This is a genomic window from Paraburkholderia caribensis (genome assembly GCF_002902945.1).
In the GTDB taxonomy this organism is placed as follows: domain Bacteria; phylum Pseudomonadota; class Gammaproteobacteria; order Burkholderiales; family Burkholderiaceae; genus Paraburkholderia; species Paraburkholderia caribensis.
Window position 1 is genome coordinate 554,679 of record NZ_CP026103.1, and the last position, 22,605, is coordinate 577,283.

25 protein-coding genes and 2 pseudogenes are annotated in these 22,605 nt (G+C 62.5%); 16 read left to right on the forward strand and 11 right to left on the reverse strand.

The window, feature by feature from the left end:
- Window positions 1-378: 378 nt before the first annotated feature.
- The gene (locus C2L66_RS31915) at window positions 379-1,305 is read right to left on the reverse strand and encodes a 2-hydroxyacid dehydrogenase (protein ID WP_054931815.1); all 927 of its coding nucleotides are present in this window, start codon (window positions 1,303-1,305) and stop codon (window positions 379-381) included.
- A 3-nt stretch (window positions 1,306-1,308) separates the two neighbouring features.
- Window positions 1,309-2,211 (reverse strand): GNAT family N-acetyltransferase, encoded by a 903-nt coding sequence (locus C2L66_RS31920; RefSeq protein ID WP_060607337.1) that lies wholly within the window; start codon window positions 2,209-2,211, stop codon window positions 1,309-1,311.
- Between the two features lie 188 nt (window positions 2,212-2,399).
- On the opposite strand from C2L66_RS31920, the gene C2L66_RS31925 reads away from it, so the two are divergent.
- Window positions 2,400-2,600, forward strand: coding sequence for a hypothetical protein (locus C2L66_RS31925; RefSeq protein ID WP_148654632.1), 201 nt, complete (start codon window positions 2,400-2,402; stop codon window positions 2,598-2,600).
- Between the two features lie 63 nt (window positions 2,601-2,663).
- A complete protein-coding gene (locus C2L66_RS31930; protein ID WP_054931818.1) occupies window positions 2,664-3,149 on the forward strand; it encodes a universal stress protein in 486 nt (161 codons plus the stop codon).
- Between the two features lie 71 nt (window positions 3,150-3,220).
- Here C2L66_RS31930 and C2L66_RS31935 read toward each other — a convergent pair whose 3' ends face one another.
- Together C2L66_RS31935 and C2L66_RS31940 are read right to left on the reverse strand one after the other, a co-directional pair.
- Window positions 3,221-3,505: a hypothetical protein gene (locus C2L66_RS31935; protein WP_054931819.1), complete on the reverse strand. Its 285-nt coding sequence runs from the start codon at window positions 3,503-3,505 to the stop codon at window positions 3,221-3,223.
- Between the two features lie 9 nt (window positions 3,506-3,514).
- Entirely contained in the window at window positions 3,515-3,724 is a 210-nt protein-coding gene (locus C2L66_RS31940) for a hypothetical protein (RefSeq protein ID WP_007583220.1), read from the reverse strand.
- A 315-nt stretch (window positions 3,725-4,039) separates the two neighbouring features.
- Between C2L66_RS31940 and C2L66_RS31945 the strand changes: the two genes are divergently transcribed.
- The 9 genes from C2L66_RS31945 (at window position 4,040) to C2L66_RS41385 (ending at window position 12,099) form a co-directional block, all read left to right on the forward strand.
- Window positions 4,040-4,369 carry a hypothetical protein gene (locus C2L66_RS31945; protein ID WP_054931820.1) on the forward strand — a complete coding sequence of 110 codons (330 nt, stop codon included), beginning with the start codon at window positions 4,040-4,042 and terminating at the stop codon, window positions 4,367-4,369.
- A 105-nt stretch (window positions 4,370-4,474) separates the two neighbouring features.
- Complete coding sequence (locus C2L66_RS31950; RefSeq protein ID WP_060607343.1) at window positions 4,475-6,631, forward strand: hybrid sensor histidine kinase/response regulator; 2,157 nt, start codon at window positions 4,475-4,477, stop codon at window positions 6,629-6,631.
- A complete protein-coding gene (locus C2L66_RS31955; protein WP_060607346.1) occupies window positions 6,628-8,262 on the forward strand; it encodes a hybrid sensor histidine kinase/response regulator in 1,635 nt (544 codons plus the stop codon). The genes C2L66_RS31950 and C2L66_RS31955 overlap by 4 nt, the downstream gene beginning before the upstream one ends.
- Window positions 8,259-8,891, forward strand: coding sequence for a response regulator (locus C2L66_RS31960; RefSeq protein ID WP_054931821.1), 633 nt, complete (start codon window positions 8,259-8,261; stop codon window positions 8,889-8,891). Before C2L66_RS31955 ends, C2L66_RS31960 begins: the two co-directional genes overlap by 4 nt.
- A gap of 173 nt (window positions 8,892-9,064) precedes the next feature.
- Window positions 9,065-9,940, forward strand: coding sequence for a hypothetical protein (locus C2L66_RS31965; RefSeq protein WP_060607349.1), 876 nt, complete (start codon window positions 9,065-9,067; stop codon window positions 9,938-9,940).
- A 247-nt stretch (window positions 9,941-10,187) separates the two neighbouring features.
- Window positions 10,188-10,715, forward strand: a complete 528-nt coding sequence (locus tag C2L66_RS31970; RefSeq protein WP_060607352.1) for a phasin family protein — start codon at window positions 10,188-10,190, stop codon at window positions 10,713-10,715.
- Window positions 10,716-10,904: 189 nt separating this feature from the next.
- Window positions 10,905-11,648 carry an acetoacetyl-CoA reductase gene (gene phbB / locus C2L66_RS31975; protein ID WP_060607355.1) on the forward strand — a complete coding sequence of 248 codons (744 nt, stop codon included), beginning with the start codon at window positions 10,905-10,907 and terminating at the stop codon, window positions 11,646-11,648.
- A gap of 70 nt (window positions 11,649-11,718) precedes the next feature.
- The gene (locus tag C2L66_RS40940) at window positions 11,719-11,895 is read left to right on the forward strand and encodes a hypothetical protein (protein ID WP_156516761.1); all 177 of its coding nucleotides are present in this window, start codon (window positions 11,719-11,721) and stop codon (window positions 11,893-11,895) included.
- Between the two features lie 45 nt (window positions 11,896-11,940).
- Entirely contained in the window at window positions 11,941-12,099 is a 159-nt protein-coding gene (locus C2L66_RS41385; protein WP_167352384.1) for a hypothetical protein, read from the forward strand.
- 42 nt (window positions 12,100-12,141) lie between these two features.
- On the opposite strand, the gene C2L66_RS31980 is transcribed toward C2L66_RS41385, so the two are convergent.
- Together C2L66_RS31980 and C2L66_RS42315 are read right to left on the reverse strand one after the other, a co-directional pair.
- Window positions 12,142-13,389, reverse strand: a complete 1,248-nt coding sequence (locus C2L66_RS31980) for a LysR family transcriptional regulator (protein ID WP_060607359.1) — start codon at window positions 13,387-13,389, stop codon at window positions 12,142-12,144.
- A 52-nt stretch (window positions 13,390-13,441) separates the two neighbouring features.
- Window positions 13,442-13,564: pseudogene (locus C2L66_RS42315) on the reverse strand (GntR family transcriptional regulator); the annotation flags it as partial.
- A 165-nt stretch (window positions 13,565-13,729) separates the two neighbouring features.
- Here C2L66_RS42315 and C2L66_RS41925 point away from each other — a divergent pair.
- Window positions 13,730-13,984: pseudogene (locus C2L66_RS41925) on the forward strand (5'/3'-nucleotidase SurE); the annotation flags it as partial.
- A gap of 395 nt (window positions 13,985-14,379) precedes the next feature.
- On the opposite strand, the gene C2L66_RS31995 reads toward C2L66_RS41925, so the two are convergent.
- Complete coding sequence (locus C2L66_RS31995) at window positions 14,380-16,092, reverse strand: purple acid phosphatase family protein (RefSeq protein ID WP_060607364.1); 1,713 nt, start codon at window positions 16,090-16,092, stop codon at window positions 14,380-14,382.
- 413 nt (window positions 16,093-16,505) lie between these two features.
- Between C2L66_RS31995 and C2L66_RS32000 the strand changes: the two genes are divergently transcribed.
- Entirely contained in the window at window positions 16,506-16,808 is a 303-nt protein-coding gene (locus C2L66_RS32000; protein ID WP_060607368.1) for a hypothetical protein, read from the forward strand.
- A 106-nt stretch (window positions 16,809-16,914) separates the two neighbouring features.
- On the forward strand, window positions 16,915-18,072 hold the full coding sequence (locus C2L66_RS32005) for a pyridoxal phosphate-dependent aminotransferase (RefSeq protein WP_060607371.1): 1,158 nt from the start codon (window positions 16,915-16,917) through the stop codon (window positions 18,070-18,072).
- Between the two features lie 18 nt (window positions 18,073-18,090).
- Here C2L66_RS32005 and C2L66_RS32010 read toward each other — a convergent pair whose 3' ends face one another.
- Complete coding sequence (locus C2L66_RS32010; RefSeq protein WP_060607375.1) at window positions 18,091-18,897, reverse strand: alpha/beta hydrolase; 807 nt, start codon at window positions 18,895-18,897, stop codon at window positions 18,091-18,093.
- Between the two features lie 119 nt (window positions 18,898-19,016).
- On the reverse strand, window positions 19,017-19,232 hold the full coding sequence (locus C2L66_RS32015; protein WP_060610336.1) for a hypothetical protein: 216 nt from the start codon (window positions 19,230-19,232) through the stop codon (window positions 19,017-19,019).
- Between the two features lie 229 nt (window positions 19,233-19,461).
- Here C2L66_RS32015 and C2L66_RS32020 point away from each other — a divergent pair, with 229 nt between their 5' ends.
- On the forward strand, window positions 19,462-20,226 hold the full coding sequence (locus tag C2L66_RS32020) for a ParA family protein (RefSeq protein WP_060607378.1): 765 nt from the start codon (window positions 19,462-19,464) through the stop codon (window positions 20,224-20,226).
- 112 nt (window positions 20,227-20,338) lie between these two features.
- Window positions 20,339-21,067, forward strand: a complete 729-nt coding sequence (locus C2L66_RS32025) for an OmpW/AlkL family protein (RefSeq protein ID WP_060607381.1) — start codon at window positions 20,339-20,341, stop codon at window positions 21,065-21,067.
- Window positions 21,068-21,156: 89 nt separating this feature from the next.
- Here C2L66_RS32025 and C2L66_RS32030 read toward each other — a convergent pair whose 3' ends face one another.
- Together C2L66_RS32030 and C2L66_RS32035 are read right to left on the reverse strand one after the other, a co-directional pair.
- Window positions 21,157-21,576 carry a hypothetical protein gene (locus C2L66_RS32030; RefSeq protein ID WP_054931835.1) on the reverse strand — a complete coding sequence of 140 codons (420 nt, stop codon included), beginning with the start codon at window positions 21,574-21,576 and terminating at the stop codon, window positions 21,157-21,159.
- Window positions 21,577-21,760: 184 nt separating this feature from the next.
- Window positions 21,761-22,537, reverse strand: coding sequence for an NAD(P)H-dependent oxidoreductase (locus C2L66_RS32035; RefSeq protein ID WP_060607384.1), 777 nt, complete (start codon window positions 22,535-22,537; stop codon window positions 21,761-21,763).
- Window positions 22,538-22,605: the final 68 nt, after the last annotated feature.

A 22,605-nucleotide genomic window follows, 5' to 3' on the forward strand; every position in this document is an offset into this window, starting at 1 on the left:
TTTGCCACCTGGGCGGCGGTGGACTGGCTGGCGCGGCATGCCGAAACGCGGGTGCTTGAAGTGGGTGAGGCGCTCATTCAGAGCGTTGGCAACGAACGTGTGTCACGTGATTGCCGTGTGAAGCGTAAGACCCTTTGGGGGCCCTCAGGCAAGAACAAGGTCTGGCGGTGTGAGCCGCTTTCTTTTGCCTACTTTTCTTTGCGGCGGCAAAGAAAAGTAGGTGCCGCCCCGCACAGGGGCGACGCGTGAAGCGAGCTAACGCATCGCGGATGCCAGCGACAGCAAAAAGCAAATCGCGGATTCCACCGCAAACGCAAAAAAGACCGCCTGCGCAGCCAAAACCAAAACCCACGCCCTAGCGTCGCAGACAAAAAAAACCTAATACCCTCGCCCCCGATCAACCTCCCCAACCATCGCCAACCCACCACTCCGCCGCCGAATATTCTCCAAAACCACATCAACAGCGCCCTCAGGCCGAGTAGCACTAGCAATATGCGGCGTAACCCTCACCCGCGGATGCGTCCAGAACGGATGTGAATCCGGCAACGGCTCCGGATCCGTCACATCAAGAATGGCATTCTGCAACTGCCCGCTATCGAGCGCCTCGAGCAGATCCTGCTGATTGACCTGCGCACCGCGCCCCACATTAATGAACGAAGCGCCCTTCGGCAGCCTGCCGAACAGACGCTTGTCGAGCAGCCCGCGCGTCGCATCGGTAAGCGGCAGCAGACAGACAAGCACATCGCAACGAGCAAGAAACGCATCGAGCGCCTGAACGCCCGCAAAACACTCCACACCCTCGATCCGATGCTCCGAGCGACTCCACCCCGCACAGGGAAACCCAAACAGGCGCAAACGCTCCAGCACGGCAGTGCCCAGCATCCCGAGCCCGAGCACGCCGACGCGCCGCGTCGAAGCCGCCCGCACGGGCATCTCACGCCACACCCGCTGTCGCTGCTGCAAAGCGTAATCGAACAGATCGCGATGAATGGTCAGCACGGCCTGCGTCACATACTCCACCATCCCTTCCACGATCCCCGGCTCGATCATCCGTACCACGGCAATATGCGGCGGTACCCGCGACAGATCGAACTGATCGATGCCCGCGCCTACCGAAAAGATCACTTCGAGATTCGGCAGCGTGCGCACCGGGTCGTCAGGCGGCTGCCACGCGGCGAGATAACGCACGGCCGCCGGATCGCCGACGTCCGGCCACAGGCGAAACGGAATCTCGGGCGCCTTTTGCGCGAAGTGCTGCGCCCACAACTTGCCGCGTTCGGGATCGGCCTTGTAGAGAAGCGTCATGATTTAACCCAGTGCCTGATTGACGATGGCGAACTGCACGACGGAAGGATCGCCCGCGGGCGCACCGTTGCGGGACATCTTGATGACGGTGTCGACGCGTTTGAGGCCCAGTTCTTCGAGCCAGGGCGTCATGCCGCCGTCGCCGGGCGTATCGATGCGGGTGAATGCGCCCGCATTCGCCGCAAGACAATGCGCGATCAGCGCTTGCGCACGACGTGTCGATTCGTCTGCGGCGTGCTCGACGACAACCGGCCCGATCGCGTGTCCACGGCCAAACGGCCGCAACAACGCGAAGCCGGACACTTCGCCATCCCGCTCCAGCGCAACGCCTTGCGCAACGTCGAGCAGCGCAGGCAACAGCGCGCTGCGATCGAGCCCGCTCGAGCGCGAAGCAAGATCGATCAGACGGGGCGTGTCGGCGGCGCGCAGCGGGCGCAGTTGCTCGCCCGGTTTCAGCACGATCTTCGGGATGCGAAAATCGGTGGCCTGGTGCTGGTTGATCGTGCCGATAGCACGGAAGCCGAGCTTTTCGTACAGCGGCTGGCCAGCGGGCGTGGCATGCAGCACCGTGGTCCGTCCGCCGAGTATCTCGAGCAGACGCCCCATCAACTCGCGTCCGATGCCTCGGCCTTGCTGGTCCGGCGAGACGATCACCATCCCCAGCGACGCGCCATGCTCGCCAAACTTCCAGCACAGTGCCGTGCCGACGATGCGACCCTCGCTCAACGCGACAAAGCCGCTGCCGGCATCGGCGACCAGCCGCCAGTCGTCGGCGCGATGCGGCCACTTGACCTCCAGCGACAGCGCGTGCGCAGCAGCGATGTCGTCCGGCGCGAAGGGACGCAAGGTAACAGTGGCGAAGGTGGAACGCTTGGAATGGGCGGAAAGCGGTTCGGGCGTGGACACGAAAGCTCCTCTGGCTGGACACGCCCGTCACTTTGGCATCGGGTCGGCGCGAAGGCTAGGACGATCCTGCTACGACAGGCGCACGCCGTTCATCTGCGCATCCGTGCAGGCCGTCTTACGCAGTGCAGCAAAGCGCATCGTGCCTGGCTCCGTGGTTCGCGCAAACAGCCGCCGCAATGCGGTCTATCATGGAACTACGATACCCATCAGCGCAGGAGCACACCATGCCCTCCGATCCGTCCGCTGAGCCGACCGCCCAATCTCTCGACCCCGCGCAAACCGTAGCCGGCACGCAGCCCGCCAGGCCCGCGAAAGACGACCTTCCCGACGCCGACGCGGCCGAGCCCGTCCCGCACGAGCATCTTCCGACCCGCAGCGACGACAACTGACCAGCAGCGAAGGCTGCCGCTCAATCAAGGCTCGCACCGGTTCAAACCGGAAGGGAGCGAATCATGCAGAACATCCTGGCAGGTTATGACGGCTCGCCGTCCGCACGGCACGCCGTCGCGTTCGCGGTCGATCTGGCGAAGCGCTTCGATGCGCGCCTGCATGTGCTCGTCGTCGCGCGCGCGCCGGACTGGGGCGCCATCGAGCTCGAAAGAAAAGAAATGGTCGACTACGAGTTGCGTCACGCGAACGAAGTGCTCGACGACATCAAGGCGAAGCTCACGTCATCCAACGATCGCGCCGAGTTCGATCTCGTGATCGGCCAGCCGGCGAAAGAGATCGTGCTCTACGCGGAGCAGCACGACATCGATCATCTCGTCGTCGGCCATCGCGGGCATACGCCGTTCGACCGCTGGCTGATCGGCTCCGTCGCGCGTCAGGTGCTCGCCTACGCGCCATGTGCGGTGACGATCGTGCGCGATCCGGCGTCGATGAAGAAGCGCGTCGCAAAGACCGCGCAGCATGCGGCGGATGAAGCGCCGTTCGTGTGAAGCCGGAAACGCAGGCGCGGCGCGTGAAGTGCGTGAAGCGCGTGAAGAACGCGCGTTGCGCGGAACGCGCCTTACGCGCCCGTTTGCGCGGTATCGCGGCCGAGTTTCTCGGGCCGCGTGCTGAAGCGCGGCTCGTCGATCCATGCCGCGAGCCAGTCGTGAAACTGGCCCCAGTCGTCGGCAAGATCCAGTTCGCGCCCGCCCGGATGGTCGCGGTCGCCGTCGCCGATCCAGGCGTAGACGGTCCGCGCGCCGTCCCACCACGCGATCATGCCGTCCGTCAATTCGGCAATGGTTCCGTCGGGCATCGCCCGTAGCAGCCGCGACAGCCGCGCGTCGAATTCGTCGAATCTCATGCCCGGCCCTCAGTGCACGACGCCGAAGAACGCAATCGCGCCCTCCGCTGGCGTCAGTCCAGCCTTGAAATATCCTTCGAGCCGGTCGGCCGTCGATTCGTCGAGCGTAAACGGCGGGTGAACGAGTCCCACCTTGAACGCATGGTCGTACCAGTCGCTGATCCACGCGCGCAAATCGATCACGTACAGCGGCAGTGCGTTCGAAGCGTCGTCATACATGTGCGTCTCCCCCCATGCCCGATGACCCAATGCTAGGGCCAATGCGATGCAGGACCAATCGGCGGCGGCGGATTGTGTATTCAGGAAATGCTGATTTGCAGCGTCAGGATTTCCCTGGGAAGCGCAGCACGAATCGCTGGCGTACAAGGGTTTTTACGTATCGGCGGCGGCTTGCCGGCGCGCCCCGGCGTTAAGGATTTCCTGACGCGCGAATCAGGATGTCACACGCGGGTTTTGCAGCGCGTGCTGACTGTGACACAAATAGTGGTCGCGGATCATGTGAGCCATTGAAATGCAACGTCGAGCCGGTGCTTCATGATCGCCTATCTGTCCGAGCGTGAGAACGTCGTAGAGCAGGTCAACTCGCTCTGTCTGCAATTGTTCGACACATGGTGCGAATCGCGCAGCGTGACGGCGCTTGCGTATCTGATGCACTGCTGGCCGTTGATCGAAAGCACGCCCGCCGCGCTGAGACGGCTGGGCGAAACGATGTGCGATTTGCGGCGTTATCACCCGGACCAGCTCGATGCACACGGTTTTCAGGTGCTGTGCGAAATGGCCGATCTGATCGACGAACTCGTCGGGCGGCCGGTGGGCACGGTCAGACTGAGGGTGCCTGGCGAACTGCCGGAACCGGCGGGTTAGCAGGACAGACGTTTCAGCCGCATGTCCGGTGGGCCGGCCGGTGGACCGCGCTTTGGCATCGAGTGCAGAATAAGACAACCAGAACGGCAGCACTCGAAGGGAGATATGGCTCTCGACAGGTTCGACGCAGGGTGGAGCGGACTCCGTTATGTGCGGCGCAGCGTAGTGCTGCGGCTGCTCGGGACGGTGCTCGCGTTCAGTTGCGCGATCACGCTGATCCTCACGGCCGTGCAGCTGTATCGCGACTATCAGCGCGGCGTCGAGCAGATCGAGAACCGCCTCGTCGATATCGACCGCAGCTATCGCGACAGTCTTGGCGAAGCGCTCTGGCGGCTCGACCAGCCGCAACTCCAGCTCGAACTCGAAGGCATGCTGCGTCTCGCCGATATCCGCGCGGCGGAAGTGCGCGAGTTGCCTTCCGTCAGCTCCGCGATGGTCGTGAGCGTGGGCCGGCGCATGCCCGGCATGACAGTCGCCCGCGAGTTCCCGATCGTGTACCGCGTGCAGGACAAGGTCGAGCAGATCGGCACGCTGTATGTCGAGGCGACACTCGCCAACCTCTATCACGATCTGACGCGCACGGCGCTCGTGATACTGGTGAGCCAGGGCGCGAATACGTTTCTCGTCGCGCTGTTCACGTTTTACATTCTGTGGCGGCTGCTCACGCGGCACCTCGCGGCGATCGCGCGCAGCGTCAGCGACTACGATTTCCACGAGCCGCCCTCGCCGTTCGTTCTGCAACGCAAGCCGCCGCGCGAGCCGGACGAGCTCGACCGCGTGGTGTCGGCGTTCAACGCAATGGCGATGCGGCTGCATCGCGCGTATCTCGACGAACGCGAAGCAACCGTCGAGCGCGAAGCACGGCACATGGCGGAAGCGGCCAATCGCGCGAAAGGCGAGTTCCTCGCGAACCTGAGCCACGAATTGCGCACGCCGCTCAACGGCATTCTCGGCTACGCGCAGATTCTCCGGCGCGACAGCACGCTCAGCCTGCGTCAGCGCGACGGCGTCGCCGTGATCCAGCAGAGCGGCGAGCACCTGCTGGCGCTGATCGACGAGACGCTCGATTTCGCGAAGGTCGAAGCGGGCAAGCTGCGCATCGAGATTTGCGACGTGCCGCTGGCGGGCCTCGTCGATACGATTCGCGAGATCATCGGCGTGAAGGCCGAACAGCGCAAGCTCGCGTTCGAATGCACGGTTGCGGCCGATGCGCCGGGCGGCGTGCGAGCCGACGAGCATCGCTTGCGCCAGGTGCTGCTCAATCTGTTGTCGAACGCGGTGAAGTTCACCGATGAAGGCAGCGTGCGCCTGTTCATCGGGCGCGCGGAAAACGGCGCGGCCCGCTTCGAGGTGCACGACACGGGCATCGGCATCGCCGCCGAGTATCACGAGAAGATCTTCATGCCCTTCGAACAGGCAGGCGGCGCCGAACGCCGCGCGGGCGGCACGGGGCTTGGCCTCGCGATCAGCCGCCAGTTCGTGCGCGCGATGGGCGGCGAGGTGACGGTCGAGAGCGACGTCGGGCGTGGCAGCGTGTTCTGGTTCGAACTGCCGCCCGCGCTCGTGGAACCGCGCATTCTCCACGTGACGAGCGGCGCCGCGATCATCACAGGTTACGAAGGTCCGCGCCGCAAGGTGCTGGTGATCGACGACGTGCAGATCAACCGCGCGGTCATCGTCGAGCTGCTGACGCGGATCGGCTTCGACACCGTGGAGTCCGCGAGCGGCGCCGATGGCATCGCGCTTGCGCAAACGGAATCTCCCGATCTGATACTCACGGACATCGTGATGCCCGGCATCGACGGTCTGACTGTGACGCGCCGCTTCCGCGCGATGCCCGCGTTCGCGCGCACGCCGATCATCGCGATCTCGGCGTCGCCGTTCGGCGTGGACGGCGCGAGGAGTCTGGAAGCGGGCGCGAACGCGTTCATCAGCAAGCCGCTCGATTTCGACGTGCTGCTCGCGCGAATCGCGGCGCTGCTCGGTATCGACTGGATTCGCGAGGCTGTCCAGCCGCCCGCCGGGGCGCCGATGCCGGCGACCTTTCCCGTCAACATTCCCGCCGACGCAATGAGCGAGCTGCATCAGCTTGCGCGCGACGGCAACATGAGCGGCATCGTGCAATGGGCCGAGCGGATGGCGGCGAGCGATCCGGCGCACGCCGCCTTTGCGGCACGGCTGCATCAACTGGCGCGTGCCTGGCAGTCGAAGGCGATCCTGCAACTGGTGGAGCGCTATCTCGAAGGGAACACGGCATCATGAGCCACGTCGCTGCGTCCGCCGTGCCGTCGGGCACGATCCTGATCGTCGACGATACGCCCGCCAATGTCGGCGTGGTCGTCGACAGTCTCGAGGCGCGCGGCATCCGCGTACTGGTTGCGCTCGACGGTATGGAGGCGCTCGAACGCGCGGCCTTCGCGCAGCCCGATCTGATTCTGCTCGACGTGAAGATGCCCGGCATCGACGGCTTCGAAACCTGCCGGCGGCTCAAGCGTGACGAACGCACGCGCGATATCGCCGTGATCTTCATGACCTCGCTGACGGGCCATGAAGACCGCGTCGAAGGGTTTTCCTCGGGCGGTGTCGATTACGTGACCAAGCCGCTGCGCGTCGACGAGATGCTCGCGCGCGTCGGCGTGCATCTCGAACTGCGCGCGATGCACAAGCAACTCGTTGCGCAGAACCGGCAACTGCTGGATGAAGTCGCGGTGCGCAAGGAGACGGAAGCGGCGCTCGAACAGGTACGCGACGATCTCGAACGGCGCGTCGCGTTGCGCACCGAAGAACTGGCGCGCGCCAATGCCAACCTGCAGGCGCAGATCGACGAACGCCGCCGCGCGGAGGCGCGCCTGCAGGCGAGCGAAGCGCGCTTTCGTGCGATCGTCGAAACGAGTCCGGTGCCGCTGTGCATCACGTCGATGCCGGATGGACGCATCCTGTACACGAACGCGCCGATGCGCGCGCTGTTCGGCATGGGCGAGCGCACCGCCTTGAATGTCGCCAACATCGCCGACTTCTACGCGGACCCGGCGGCGCGCGAGCGGCTGATCGGGCATCTGCGAACGGAGGGCAGCCTGCGCGATACCGAGGTCCGGTTCCGCCGCCCGGACGGCACGCAGTTCTGGGCGATGGTGACCGCGCGCGTCGCGACCTACGACGACTCGCCCGCCATCTATGTCGGGCTGAACGACATTACCGGGCGCAAGCAGATGGAGCAGGAACTGGTCGAATCGCGCGAGCAGCAACGCGAGCTTTCCGCCTACATGGAGGCGATCCGCGAAGAGGAGCGAAAGCGCATCGCGATGGAGATTCACGACGAACTCGGCCAGTTGCTGACCGCACTGAAGATGGACGTGTCGCTGCTGAAAATGCGCCTCGCGTACGACCCGGAAGCGCTGAAAAAAGCCGACGACATGCGCGAGCTGGTCGAAGGCACGATCTGGATGGTGCGCAATGTCGCGAGCCACTTGCGGCCCGCCGCGCTCAACTTCGGGATCGTGTCGGCGCTCGAATGGCTCGTCGACGAATTCAACCGGCGCAACGCGATTCCCTGCGAACTGCGCATCGAAGGCGGCGAACCCGCGCTGTCGGACGCACACGCGACGGCCGTGTTCCGCATCGTGCAGGCGTCGCTGACTAACGTGGCGCGTCATGCGAACGCGACGCGTGTCGACGTGTCGCTGATTTCAACAGCGGACAGGCTCGAACTGCAGGTGCGCGACAACGGCTGCGGCTTCGACCTGCAGGCGGCGCACCGCGACTATTCGTATGGCCTGCTCGGCATGAACGAGCGCGCGCGGCTGATCGGCGCAACGCTGTCGATCGACAGCGCGCAGGGCACCGGCACGACAGTTTCGATTCACATTCCGCTCGATGGCGGACTCAAACCATGATCAGGATACTCATTGCAGACGATCACGCGATCGTGCGCGGCGGACTCAGGCAGATCATCGCGACCACGAGCGACATGATCGTCGCGGCGGAAGCAGCGCACGGCGCGGAAGTCGTCGACAAGTTGCGCAGTTGCGGCGTCGATCTGCTGTTGCTCGACATGACGATGCCGGGCATCAGCGGTGTCGATCTGATTCGACGCGTGCGTGCCGAGCAGCCTGCATTGCCCGTGCTGGTGCTGAGCATTCACGACGAAGCGCAGGTCGCATCGCGCGCGCTTCGCGCTGGTGCGACGGGCTATCTGACGAAAGACAGCGATCCCGATGTCCTGCTCGCGGCGATCCGCAAGCTCGCGGACGGCGGACGCTTCATCGACCCGAAGCTCGTGGACGCGATGGTGTTCGAAACGCATCGCGGCGATATGCCGCCTCATGAAGTGCTGTCCGACCGTGAATTTCAGGTGCTGCAGATGCTGGCGGCGGGCAAGAGCATCAACGAAATCGCCGACACCTGCGCGCTCAGCGCCAAGACGATCAGTACCCACAAGATGCGGCTGATGCAGAAACTCGGGCTCGCCAACAACGCCGAGGTGATCCGTTACGCGATCCGTCACGGGCTGATCGTCGAATAGCGCCAGAAACAGCTTGCACATGCCCGAAGCGATTGAAGGCTTCGAGTAAATATTGCGTTTGCAATATGTCAGCGGGTTTGTCCGAATGTCGATGCCGCCATGCTCCGTGACACGATCTGAGCAGGGCTCGATATCGCGCGATCCGCACGTTCCCGTATTCGTCACTCGTACTTATGCATCGCAGGCGTTTCCTTTTCGCCGCGGCCAGTGCTGCGGGCGCCTCGCTCGCTGCACTGGCCGCACCGGGCGAGCACTTCGAAATCATCTATCCACAGATCCGGCCGGGCAGGGACGTGCATGCCGCATTCGCGCTCGCCACGCTCGATCTCGCGATGAAAGCGGCCAACGCGTCCTATTCGACACGGCAGGTCGAAATCGTGATGGAGCGCGGCCGTGCGCTCGCCGAACTCGCGAGCGGCACGACCATCAATCTGCACTGGACCAGCATGGACGCGCAGGCCGAGCGCGGCCTGAACGTCGTGCATATTCCGATTCATCGCGGCTTGATCGGGTACCGGGTGTTTCTGATCCGGCAGGACAGGCAGCCCGATTTCGACCGGATCGAAACGCTCGACGATCTGCGTTCGATGACGGGTGTTCAAGGGCTTGGCTGGATCGATACCGAGATCATGCGCAACGCAGGTCTCGCCGTGCAGACGACATCGAGTTACGAAACGATCTTCAAGATGGTCGAAGGCCGGCGCGTCGACTATTTTCCGCGCGGCGTGATCGAAGCGTATCCGGAGATCGAGTCGCGCAAGGAGACCGAGTCGAGCCTCGCTGTCGAGAACCGTTTGCTGCTCGCGTATCGCTCGGATTTTCTGTTCTATGTGTCGCCCAATCAGGAGCGGCTCGCGGCGACGATCGCACGAGGCTTCGCGGCGGCCTGGCGCGATGGCTCGTATCTGAAGTTATTCAACACACATCCGTATATCCAGAACGCGTTAAAGCGAACCAATCTGGCGAGTCGAAAAATCATTCGTCTGGATAATCCTTTTCTATCCGACGAAGATCGGGCCATTCCTGAGATGTATTGGATGCATCTATAACGTGCCGCTGAAACGTAATCAGCCATGTTTTGTATCAACATGTGGGAAATGGGCCCTAAAACCTAGGGTAACTACCTACAAAAGACCATTTATTAATTGTCAAATGATGTGTTTAGAATGACGCTTCAAATTGTGCTTCGCACAAACAAGCGTTAATTGCGAACACACATGCTATTCGCATGAAACAGCGCGGCCCCGCTGTGCATGTGGCATTAATCTAATTAGTAAGACTAACGGAGTCGCGTCAATGAACACACGGAATTCCGTAGGTGTCATTTCGGCGTGGGAGCCGGGCATCTCCGCTCTCCACGCATGGGCCAATCCCTTCGTTCGCGAAGTGCAATCCATCGTCGCGCTGAATCTGCAGACGATTAGCCAACTGAATGGCGAAGCGCTGAAAACCATGAGCATGGTCAGCAACGCTCGCACGCCGGACGCATGGGCCGCTATCCATCGGAGTGCGGTCAATAGCGGCGTGTCGCTATTCGCGGAGTACGGCCATGAATTGGGCCGTATCGTTTCGCGGCTCAATGTGGCGCTTCAGGAAGTCGGACAAACACAAGCGAAAAAGAACGACATCCAGTTGCGCTGCGCCGTCGATGCATTCCAGAGCCGCACGCAAGCGGCTGCATCTGCCATGACGTCGGCTGTCGCGACGGCGCTTTCCACTGCGCCAACGCCCGAAGCGCTCGCGCAACAGCAAACTAATGAGGCGATCGCGCGCGCTGCGCGAACCGAGGCGGATACGCGTCCCCACAAAGCGGTTGTCGATTAATCACCAAAGCACAGGCACACGCCGAACCATCTACCGACACGCGACGTCGCAGTGACTCGCGAAACGCGCGCGCCGCAGTGAGCGGCGGCATAAAAGGATCAGTCGGGGAGACCAGTTAACGGCTGTATCTGCGAACCAGCCGGTTGACGATCGGGAAGTTTCGCAATGAACGACTGACAGGTGCAAAGGATGACTAATCGAATTGCTGTGGTAACGGGCGGTATGGGTGGTCTGGGCGAGGCTATCAGTGTCCGTTTGCACGATGCCGGCTATCGCGTGGTCGTGACGTGCTCGCCCGGCAACACGTGCTCGGACGAATGGCTCGCCGCGATGGAAGCCTCGGGGCGCGCGTTCTACGCGTATTCCGTCGACGTCGCCGATTACGACTCGTGTTACGCCTGCGTGGCGAAGATCACGGCGGAGATCGGTCCTGTCGACATCCTCGTGAACAATGCGGGCATCACGCGCGACATGACGCTGCGCAAGCTCGACAAGGTTAACTGGGACGCCGTGATGCGCACGAATCTCGATTCCGTCTTCAACATGACGAAGCCGGTGTGCGAAATGATGATGGAGCGCGGCTGGGGACGGGTGATCAATATCTCGTCGGTGAATGGCTCGAAGGGCTCGGTTGGGCAGACCAACTATGCGGCGGCGAAGGCGGGCATGCACGGCTTCACGAAGGCGCTCGCGCTCGAAGTGGCGCGCAAGGGCGTGACCGTCAACACGATTTCGCCCGGCTATCTCGCCACGAAGATGGTCACGGCGATTCCGCAGGAAATCCTCGACACGAAGATCCTGCCGCAGATTCCCGCCGGCCGCCTGGGCAAGCCGGAAGAAGTGGCCGCGCTCGTCGCGTTCCTGTGTTCGGAAGACGCGGGTTTCATTACGGGTGCCAACCTGGCCGTGAACGGCGGCCAGCATATGAACTGATTCTGTATCGACAGGAACAGGGTCCACGCAAGTCCGAAGAAAGCGGAAAGGGCCCGATAAGGAAGAAGTGGTGGAGACAAAACAACAGCTTTATCAATGCCGGTGCACGAACCAGATCGTCGTCGTGAACCGGACTTTCGGGCCGCGTACGCCTGCGGATCGCGATGCCGGTCGATACCGCGAACTGGTTTTCGAGCAATGCATGAGTGCAGGCAATTGTCCGAAGGCGGGGCAATGCCCGCTCTGAAAACACGGGGCGATGTTGCTGGCGTAGTTGTTACAGGGGATGGCAATGAACGAAACATGGATTGTGACTGCGCTTGGGGGATCCGTGCTGTTGATTGCGTTGCTGTCGGTGGTGCAGCACTACCGTCGCGAGCGCTCGCGCGCGGAATTGCTGAAGAATCTCGATCACCATAGCTGGTGCCGCTTCTCGCGCGTGCGGCGCTGATGTCGGGCAACTGCCGCGCGGTGCATCGCGCGGCTTTTCCGCTCACGCTTCCGCCATGCTGATCGTGCGCGTGACTTCGACGACGGCAAGCCGTATCGCGTCGATCAATGCGCGCGCGGCCGGCGACGGCGTGCCCGCGCTGCGCATCGTGAGACCGATATCGCGCCGCGTGTTGCGCAGCTTCACGTCGAGCACGACCAGTTCACCCGACTGACACTCGTAGTGCAATTGCTGCGCGGACAGTGCCGCGAGCATGTTCGTGCCGAGCAGCAGCCCGCGAATCACCGCGAGGTCTGCCGTTTCGACGGACGGCATGGGCGGCTTGAGTCTGAGCCGTTTGAATTGCGCTTCGAACAGTCCGCGTGCAGGCGCGTGGCTGCGCGGCACGATCCATTGCATTTTCTGCAGATCGGCGAGCGTCAGGCTGCGCGCATTGGCTAGCGGATGCGCGCGCCGCGCGAGCACGACCATATCGTCCGACATCAAACGCTCGTTCAGCAGCCCGCTCGAAGCATCGTTCTCGCGCAACGCGCCGAGAACGAAATCGATGTCGCCCGCGCGCAGTCCCGCGACCAGTGTTTCGTACGCGCTTTCGTCGGTGATGATGCGCACGCCCGGATGTTTCGCGCTCATGCTGGCGATGGCTTTCGGCAGAATTAGCGTGCGCCCCAGCGGCAACGCGCCGACGGTCACCGCGCCCTGAATGTAGCCGTGCAACGCGGCGATATCGTCGGGTACGTTGCGCAATTCGTTCAGCGCGCGGCGCACGTGCAGCAGAAACGTTTCGCCTTCCGTGGTCAGCAGGATGCCGCGCGGATGGCGATGGAACAGTTGCAGTCCCGAGCCGCTTTCGAGCACGCGAATCGCGGTGCTCACGGCTGGCTGACTGATGCCGAAGGCCTTTGCCGCGCTCGGCATATGCCGATGCCGCGCGAGCGCCGCGAACAGTTGCAGCCGCCGCGTATTGAGCAGATAGGCGGGCAATGAAGTTTCGGCGGCAGGACGGCGGCGCGCCTGGCGCGCGTCGCACCATTGCGCGAGCTCTTCGAGTTCCGTGAAAAGCCGTTCACAGCGATGCAGCACGGCGCGGCCGACGGGTGTCGGCAGCATGCCGGAAGGCTTGCGGTCGAACAGCCGTTCGCCAAGCGCGGCTTCGAGTTCCTGCACCGAGCGCGTCACGGCCGATTGCGCACGAAATAGCGCGGAAGCCGCGCGCGTTGCACTGCCCGTATCCGCGACGAGTTTGAAGGCGCGCAGCTGCGCGATGTTGAGAAGATCGTTGCTGCTCACGGAATGGGTCACAAAAAAGTACTAAAAGCCGCCATCGTCATCGCCATCGCCATCATGCCGCGCCTGCGATCAGATGTAGCGTGGGCAGCGACAGATTGAGGCTTTCCTTCGATAAATGCCTGTGTTCCTTCATGAGCGCGTCGACGCACGCGCCTTCGCCATTGACGAGCGTATTGTGCCAGTTGCACGATCGCTCGCTGGGTTGTCTCGTTCATGTGTTTCTACTCATCGGCTGGTCAGTATAACGGCGCTCATGATCGCGCAACAACGCCTTCACAACCCATTGTGACTTGATTCGCTTGCCATCTGTTCTGTTTATCGGCGTGTACGTCTGCGTGTTTGCCTGAATGTGAATTTTCCTGATGTGGATGCGGTAGATGCCGGGCCGCTGACGCCCACTAAGCAGGGTGTAGGGCTCGTAGAAGGGATTGATTTGTTGCCGAAAGTCAACCCGCGGGGGCTCGAGTATCACTGGTTGCGGGTTCAGCGCGGAGCGCGGGAGAATTCGGCTGATTTCGAAACCGCCGTGGTCGCGGCCGGGTGCGTTTCGGTGACGCCGATTTACTTCGATCGTACGGATGAGGGCGCCTTTGCGGTGCGGGCATACGCGGTTTGCTTTTGCTTTTGCTTTCGCTTTCGCTGGCATCCGCGATTCGTTAGCGTGCTTCACGCGTTGCCCCTGTGCGGGGCGGCACCTACTTTTCTTTGCCGCCGCAAAGAAAAGTAGGCAAAAGAAAGCGGCTCACACCGCCAGTGCTTGACGTTTTCCCACGGGCCCCCAACGTCCCCGCGCTTCACACCGCAGCGCACCTGTTCGCGGTCGTTGCCAACGTTCTCTCTGTACGCCTCACCCACTTCCTGTGCCCGCGTCGCAGCACGCCGTGCCGCACAGTTCGCCGCCGCCCAGGTGGCAAACTGTGTGTAGGCTTTCTCGTCGGGCGCGTGCCGCTCCGGGGTGGGTAGCGTGGCGTCTCGCGCCACGCGTGACGGTCATCTCCGCCGGTGCTTCGATACTGTGATCGTCTCGAATAGCTCGTAGTTCGCCGTCGGCGTCTGGTCGGCGCCCGGCGCGTGATAGTAGTTCATCGTGATTGTCGTCTTGCCGCCGTGTGGACCCGGCTCGTAGTCGAATACCGCGATGCCGTAGCCCGTGCCCGTGTCGCGCTGCGCCGACCAGATCGCATCTTCGAGGGCGTCGGCGCTGGCGCGCGTGAACGTGCCCGCCGTTGTGCCAGGCATCGGCCGGTTGGGCTTCGTGAACACCTTCGCCTGCGGATTGCCGTTGCCCGTGTCGACGCCGTACACGTCGAGCGGCGCGCTCGTGCCGCCGCCGCCGAGTATCAGGTGGATCGTGCCGTGGCTGGTGTCGAACGCGTTGCCGTTGCTCGCGTGCGAGTGAACCACGGGCTTCGGTTGCAGCGTGTCGACTTTCTCCCCCGTGACCGCGTCGATGCCCGCGTGATGGTTGCAGCCGCGTACAGGATAGCTGCGCTCGTAGTCGTGATCGTGGCCGCATAGCACGAGGTCCACGCCATAGCGGTCGAAGAGCGGTAGCCATGCCTCGCGGATGCCCTTGTCGGAGCCGTTGCCCGTCTTCGACGAACTGAGCGCATCCTGATGCATCTGCACGACGATCCAGTCGATATCGTCGTCGTCGGCGGCATGGCGCAGCGTCTTCTCCAGCCAACGCGTCTGCTCGCCGTTGCTGTAGCCGCGCACATAGAACGACGTGCCCGGCACAATCGCCGGGTTGCCCGTGCTCGCGGCAGGCACCAGCGGCGCCGGGCCCGCGACGAAGGCCGCTGCGTCCTGATACACGACGTCGTCGGCATCGAGCGAAATGAACAGCACGGAACTCACGCGGAAGCTGTACCAGCGGCCCGGAAAGCGCGTGCCGTTGTGCGGCAGCGTGTAGCGCGTGAGGTACGAATCGAAGCCTTGCGCGCCGTTGTTGAATTCGATTTCGTGATTGCCGGGACACGGCATCCACGGACGATTCGCCGACGACGTCTGATTGTTGTTGCCGAAGTCGCGCCACACAGCCGGTTGCTGCGCCGGGTTCAGGTTCGCGTAGCACAGGTCGCCGTTGAGCAGGTGAAAGAGCGGCTGGAAACGCTCGACGGCCTGCACCGCGAAGCGGCTTTGCGGCGACGACAGCACCCATCCTGTGTTGGGCGTCGCCAGATCGCCATAGCTCGTGAAGCGGAACGGCGCGCGGCCGCGCGGCGCCGTCTTGAAGGACGCCGAGAAGGGCGTGCCCGCACGGCTGTCGTTATCGGCCGTGACTTCGTATTCGTACGTGGTTCCCGCATTCAGGCCGTGCAGACGCGCGTGATACGTGAACACGACTTCGCCATTCAGGCCGTCCGTGTAGGTGCGTTGAACGGCATGCACAATGTCCTTCCTGTCGCCGGCCGCGCCGAAGCGCACGTGCGGATTCGCCGCAGCCGCCATCGATGCCCACGACACCACGACTTCGTTCGTCGGATCTTCGCCCCACGTGAGATGGACCTGCTCCGGCGTGCCGTCAGGCGTCGACGGATCGGCTTTGGCCGAGCCCGCAAACGTGCTGGCGGCCGTCGCGAATCCCGACGCACCCGCGAGCTTCAGAAAGCCACGGCGCGAAAAAGTGGCGGACTGGGTGGCGGACGGCGTGTTGTCCGGTTCGTCGGGCGTTGTGTCGGGGGCGTTGTTTTTCGACATGTCTGTTGTTCTCGCTTCGGAAGGGCAAGCGACGCGCGGACAGGCTGCGGCGCAGGCGCGTCGGCGCCGGAAAGGAACGGGAAGAAAACGTGATTCCGGCGACACGATATTCCCAAACCTGTTACCTCGCTGTGACAGCCCGATCACGACGCTTGCACGTTTGCGGCCGGCGCGGGTGTTGTAACGGCGCACACAAGGCAAGGCAATTGAGCGCCGACGTTACACTTGCCGCCCGCACACGGCGATTCGCGGCGCGGAATTCACGTTTGCTTACACACGCACACATCTTCGCGGTGCGATTTGCATAGAGTGTCTCCCGAGATCCGAAGCTGGGAGAGCACGATGAAAGCAACAATCACCCTGACGATGGCCGCGCGCCCGCGTCGAAGCGCACTTGCCGGACGCTGCTGATCATGGCGGGCGCATACGAACATTTATTTGACGGCGACATGGTCGTCAGCGTCGAGGAGCAACCGTCGTCGAAAGGCACATGCGTGACGGTGCAGGCGGACGGCAAGTCGATGTCGGCCGAATACAGCGAGTTGACGGGGCAACTGTGCCTGAGACAGGACGGCGTGATGGTGCAGGAATGGTTTCCGCCGCATTCGTGGTTCGCGATTGCATCGGTGGCGGGCGCGAGCAGTTGGGGCACGCAGCCGAGTGCCGACGATCTGCACGCGCTGATTCGCAATGAGTTGATGGCGAGGCGCGGGTAGGGGCGCTTGCAACGCGCCGATCACGAGGACATCCTCACGCAATAGTATGCTACCCCGCATATCCGTTGATTCATCGATCAACTCAGCCTGATGCGAGGAGGGCACCGTGACAGTCTCCCGTTTGCGCAACATCCCGGGCATCGGCGTCGACAGAATGGGCGACGCTGCGGACGCGACGAAGAATCGCAACCTCTTGCGGCTGGAGAACCTCGACACCGACCTGAGACCGCCCGCCGAAGCAATCCGCCGCACGCACGAGGCCGTCGACGATGACGACGCCAACAGCTATCTGCCGTTCACAGGCCAGACGGCATTGCGTCAGGCCGTCGTTGCGCGGATGAAGCAGTCGACGGGCATCGACTACGACGCCAGCAGCGAGTGCATCGTTTCCGCTGGCGGACTTGCGGGCATTCTCAACGTGCTGTTGTCGATCCTCGAACCGGGCGACGAAGTCGTGCTGACCGACCCGACGTACGCGGGCCTCATCAATCGCGTGCTGCTCGCGGGCGGTGTGCCGAAGTTCGCGCGGCTCCTGCCTTCGGACGATGGCTGGCGGCTCGACATCGAATCATTGGCAAGCGCCGTGGGGCCGCGCACGCGCGCCATCCTCATCATGTCGCCGTCGATGCCGAGCGGCTTCGTGGCCAACCAGACCGAGTGGCATGCAATCGCCGGGCATTGCCGCCACGCGGACGCATGGCTCGTTTACGACGCCGCAATGGAGCGCATCCTGTTCGACGGGCGCAGCGTGATTCATCCCGCGTCGTTGCCGCAGATGCGCGAGCGTACCTTCACGGTCGGCTCCGTATCCAAGGAGTACCGGATGATCGGCTGGCGCGTGGGCTGGATCGTCGGTCCCGAACGCATCATGCACGACGTGCGGTTGACCAGTCTGTCGAATGTTGTTTGCCAGGTCGGTATCGGCATGCCCGGCGCGACGGCGGCGCTGACCTGCGCAGACGATGGCGTCGCGCAGGCGGTCGCCGTCTGGCAGGCACGGCGCGATTTTCTGCTCAATGCGTTGGGCGATCTGCCGCTGGTACGTCCCGATGGCGGATGGTCGCTGCTTGTCGACACGGCGCAGCTCGGCATCGCGCCGCCCGATGCATCACGGCTGCTCCTCGAAAAAGGCGAAGTCGCCGCGACGCCGATGAACGGCTGGGGCCCGCAAGCGCAACGGTATCTGCGCTTCGTGTTCGCCAACGAATCCGTCGAGCGTCTTGCGGATATCCGCGAGCGCGTGCGCGGAGCGTGGCGCATCTGACACGCCCCGAAAGCGCGTTCAATCCGCATGCAGCCAGCGCAGCACCTGGCGCCATTGCATATCGTGCATGGCGCTAAACCAGTCGTCGTGACCGGCATCGGGCAACACCATCAACTGGGCGCCGGGACGCGCGCTCGCCAGCCGTTGCGCGTGAACGATGGGAATCAGCGAGTCTTGCTGCGCACCGATCACGACAAGCGGTCCGTTATAGCTTTGGAGGGCTGCCACTGAATCGAATGGATCGTGCAGCATCCAGCGCACGGGAAACAGCCAGTACTTTTCTCCTGCGACGCTCGCGAGCGTGTCCCATGGAGTAATGAGCGCGACGCCCGCAACCACGGCTTCATTGCCTTTCACGGCCTGTGCCGCCATGCCCGCGCCGAGCGATTCGCCCACCAGATAAACGGGTCCGCTCCATTGCGCGCGCGCTGCGGCAAGCGCGTCTCGCGATGCCGCCAGTGCCGCCAGCATCGTGCGCTTGCCTTGACGGTTGCCTTGCCCCGGATATTCGACCATCACGACGCGAAAACCATCGCGGACAAAGACTTCGGCGACGGGCAGTTTGTTCTCCGCGGTCTCGGCATTGCCGTGAAAGAGGACGAACGTGCCGCGCGGCGCGGCGGCGGCAGGCGTTGCGACATAGCCCGCGTAGAGTCCGTCGACATGCCACGGCTCGACGTCGTAGGCGCCGTGATGCCCTGTCGGCGTGCCGGTGGTATCGAGCGGCGCAGGCAGCAGCATGCGATCCTGCATCAGGTAAAGCGCGATCAGCGCGACCAGGTACGCGACGAGCGCGAGGCGGACGCAGAACTTGATCATCGGCATGTCCGTGTCCGTCACAGTTGTGATTCTTCTGATTCGGCAGCACGACGAGCCGTCGAGGCCGACGCCGGCTTCGAACAGCGCGTCGTGCGGGTCTTGTCCGCCGCAGCGGGCGAGGGCTGTTACGCGTGCGCGTGACGGTCCTCGGTGATGGCCTTCAGGCGGGCGTCGCCTGCGTCTTTCGCAGCCGCTCGGGTCGAGTATTTTTCGTCGGAAACGAGCGTGCGCTTCACTTCGCGTGCACCGAAATCGATCAGCGCAATCACCCACACATAATCGCCCGCCTGTTCGGCCGTTTGCACGAAGGCTTGCACATGGCCCTTTTCATCTGATTTCATCGTGACCTCCTGAAAATTCGCGCGATAGATGGCGCACATCCAGCATGACCGAGGCCCGGCACAGTGTTGCGCAGACGTTCGGCCGCGATGCGCCTGAAACGATTCTAGGCCATGAAAACGCGTCGCACGACCTGCATGTAGTTCACACGTTTTATGGCGCGTCTCGCCCGGTAGTGCGGCTGATGTATGCTGCTGGTTTTTCGGGCAGATCGACAGCAAGAGGGGACATATGCGGCGCGTCGTATTCAATCAGAAGGGTGGTGTCGGCAAATCGACGATCGTATGCAACCTGGCGGCGATCAGCGCGCGTGAAGGGCTGCGCACGCTCGTCATCGATCTGGATGCGCAAGGCAATTCGACCCAGTATCTGCTCGGCTCGCGGGCGAGCCAAGTCAATCCTACCGTGGCCGGTTTCTTCGAAACGGCGCTGACGTTCAGCTTCAAGCCCGTCGACGTGACGTCGTTCATTCATCCGACGCCATTCGACAATCTGGACATCATGCCCGCGCACGCGGATCTCGACACGCTGCACGGCAAGCTCGAATCGCGCTACAAGATCTACAAGCTGCGCGACGCACTCAACGAGCTCGACATGTACGACGCGGTTTACATCGACACGCCGCCCGCACTGAATTTCTACACGCGCTCCGCACTGATTGCTGTCGAGCGCTGTCTGATTCCGTTCGACTGCGACGACTTCTCGCGCCGCGCGCTCTATACGCTGCTCGATAACGTGAAGGAAATCCAGCAGGACCACAACGATGCACTGCACGTCGAAGGCATCGTGATCAACCAGTTTCAGCCGCGCGCGAGCCTGCCGCAGCAACTGGTCGCCGAACTGGTGGCCGAAGGCTTGCCCGTGCTCGATGCGAGGCTGTCGTCGTCCGTCAAGATCAAGGAATCGCACCAGCATGCGAAGCCCGTGATCCACCTCGACCCGCGTCACAAGCTCTCGCTGGAGTATCTGGCGCTGCATCGCGAACTGGCGGGTTAGCAGGGCCAATCCTTACCAGATTCCAGAGACAACTCACCAGACTCGCCCTACCGATTAGCACGGTCGTACGCATAGAATCGCCTCCAGACCAACACAACAAAGGAGGAGATCGATGAGGCCATATCGGGCTATCACCCTTGCGGCCGCCTTGCTGACGGGCTCGGCCGCGCATGCGCAGAGCGCGGGAAGTTTCGTGGCGAATGTCGGCTGGTTCCATCTCGCGCCGCAATCGTCGAGCCAACCGTTCAGCATCAGTGCGCTCGGCTCGACGACGACCGCGAGCGGGTCGGGCGCCAGTGTCGACGGCGCCGATACCGTGGGGCTGACTGCGACGTATTTCATCACCGACCATATCGCAGCAGAAGGCGTGTTCGGCGTGCCGCCGAAATTCACGCTGTCGGGCACGGGCACGCTCGCGGGACTCGGCGAACTGGGCAAGGCGTATGAGTGGAGCCCGACGCTATTGCTGAAGTACTATTTCAACGATGCGCAAAGCCATTTCCGTCCTTATCTCGGTGCGGGCGTGGCCTATGTCTGGTATAGCGGCGTGAAGCTCGGTTCGGCGATGTCGAGCGGCGCATTTCTTTACTCGTCGACGTATGGCACCGCGCTCGAAGGGCAGACATCGGCGAAGTTGAGCAGTTCGTTTGCGCCTGTCATCAACGCGGGCTTCACGTATAACTTCAACAAGCACTGGTCAGCGGGCGTGTCGCTGTCTTACATGTGGCTATCGACGCGCGCAACGCTGACCACACATTCGAGCGTCGGCACGGTGACGAGCACGTCGAAACTCCACGTGGATCCTATCGTTTCATTTGTGTCGGTCGGGTATCGCTTCTGAGCAGCGCTTCAAGGTTATTCTTCAAAAAAGGCAACCAGGGCCCGTCGATTGACGGGCCTTTGGCTTTTGGCGGACCGCAATGCGCGACTTCAGTAATCTTCGACAAGGGCGTTATCGAGGCCGAATGTCTTCAAGGTCTTGAGCGCGCGGTCGGAGACGACAAGCCGCGAGTCGTCGGCAATGCCGAAATCGTTGCGTCCCGCCGTGCCCGTCACGGATAGCCATAGAAATTCCGGCAATATCCGCTCGGGATAAATTTCTTTAAAGGAGTCGCTAACCGTAATTTCAACTTCGCGGCATTCGAATCCGCTTGCACCGGCCTCATTCAGCGCATTGGCGGCTTCGCGCGTGATGATCAACGCAGGGAAGCTCTCCAGTAGCGCATCGCCCAGCCAATTGATGATCCGGTAGTGCAGTTTGATGACGGTTGGCGGATGGATGTCTGGCTCCAGCACCGTATTCTTTCCAAGGCCGCCAGCCACTTCTGGTTCGACATAGTAAAACGCCATATCGCATCGAGATCGGAGTGATCGCTAGTTTTGGCTCACATTCCGGTTATAGCATAATAGGGATCAGAAATATTTTCTCGATGCGAAAGGCGATGTAATAACGCAGCATATTTCGTAAATATGACGCATCACGCATAGGGCGCGACTGTCGGAATTGACCGGGGTCAATGCATGAGGGTAATCTTTACCCGAGATGCGCGGCAAATCCCGCTTTGCCGGGCGCGATATCGTCGCGCAACGTGAGGGCGGGAATCTCGTATGCCCCGCCATTCTGCGGATGAAATGGAATGGGCGACACCGTCCATAGCGTGTCCAGACGTTGCCCCAGTGTTTCGCAAGTGGCTGTGTAGCGAGCCTGGTCCATCTTGCCGGTCTGATAGATCAAGAACGGCGGCAACACGTCGAAGCCCGGGTGGTACAGAATCCCGTGATGAATCGGGAACAGGATATCGTCGATTGGGCCGTTGATGCCGCGCGGGCCATAGTGCGATTCCCAGCCGCCCGTCGTCACGATCAGCATGGCGCGCTTGCCTGCCAGCGTGCCTTCGCCATAGCGGTCACCCCAGCGCGCGTCGGAATGCTCGCCGACGCCATACGCGAAGCCGTACGCATACACGCGCTCCACCCAGCCTTTCAGGATCGCAGGCATCGAGAACCACCACAGCGGAAACTGCAGGATCACCGCGTCGGCCCATAACAGCTTCTGCTGTTCCCGTGCGATGTCTGCGCTTTGCAAACCGTTTTCGAACGCGTGCTTCGAATCGAGGCTGGGGTCGAAGCGTTTGCCGATGGGCCGGACCACGCTGTCGCTTGCATCGAGCGAGGCTTTCCAGTTCATCGCATACAGATCCGACACCTGCACGGCGTGTCCGCTGGCCTCCAGACGTGCGGCCGCAAAGTCCTTCAGCGCGCCATTCAGCGAGCGCGGTTCGGGGTGAGCATAGACGAGTAGTACATTCATGGTTCGATCTCCGTGATTCACGGAAAGCAGCGTAAGCGGCGCTCAGGTATATTGGAAATGAATTTCTG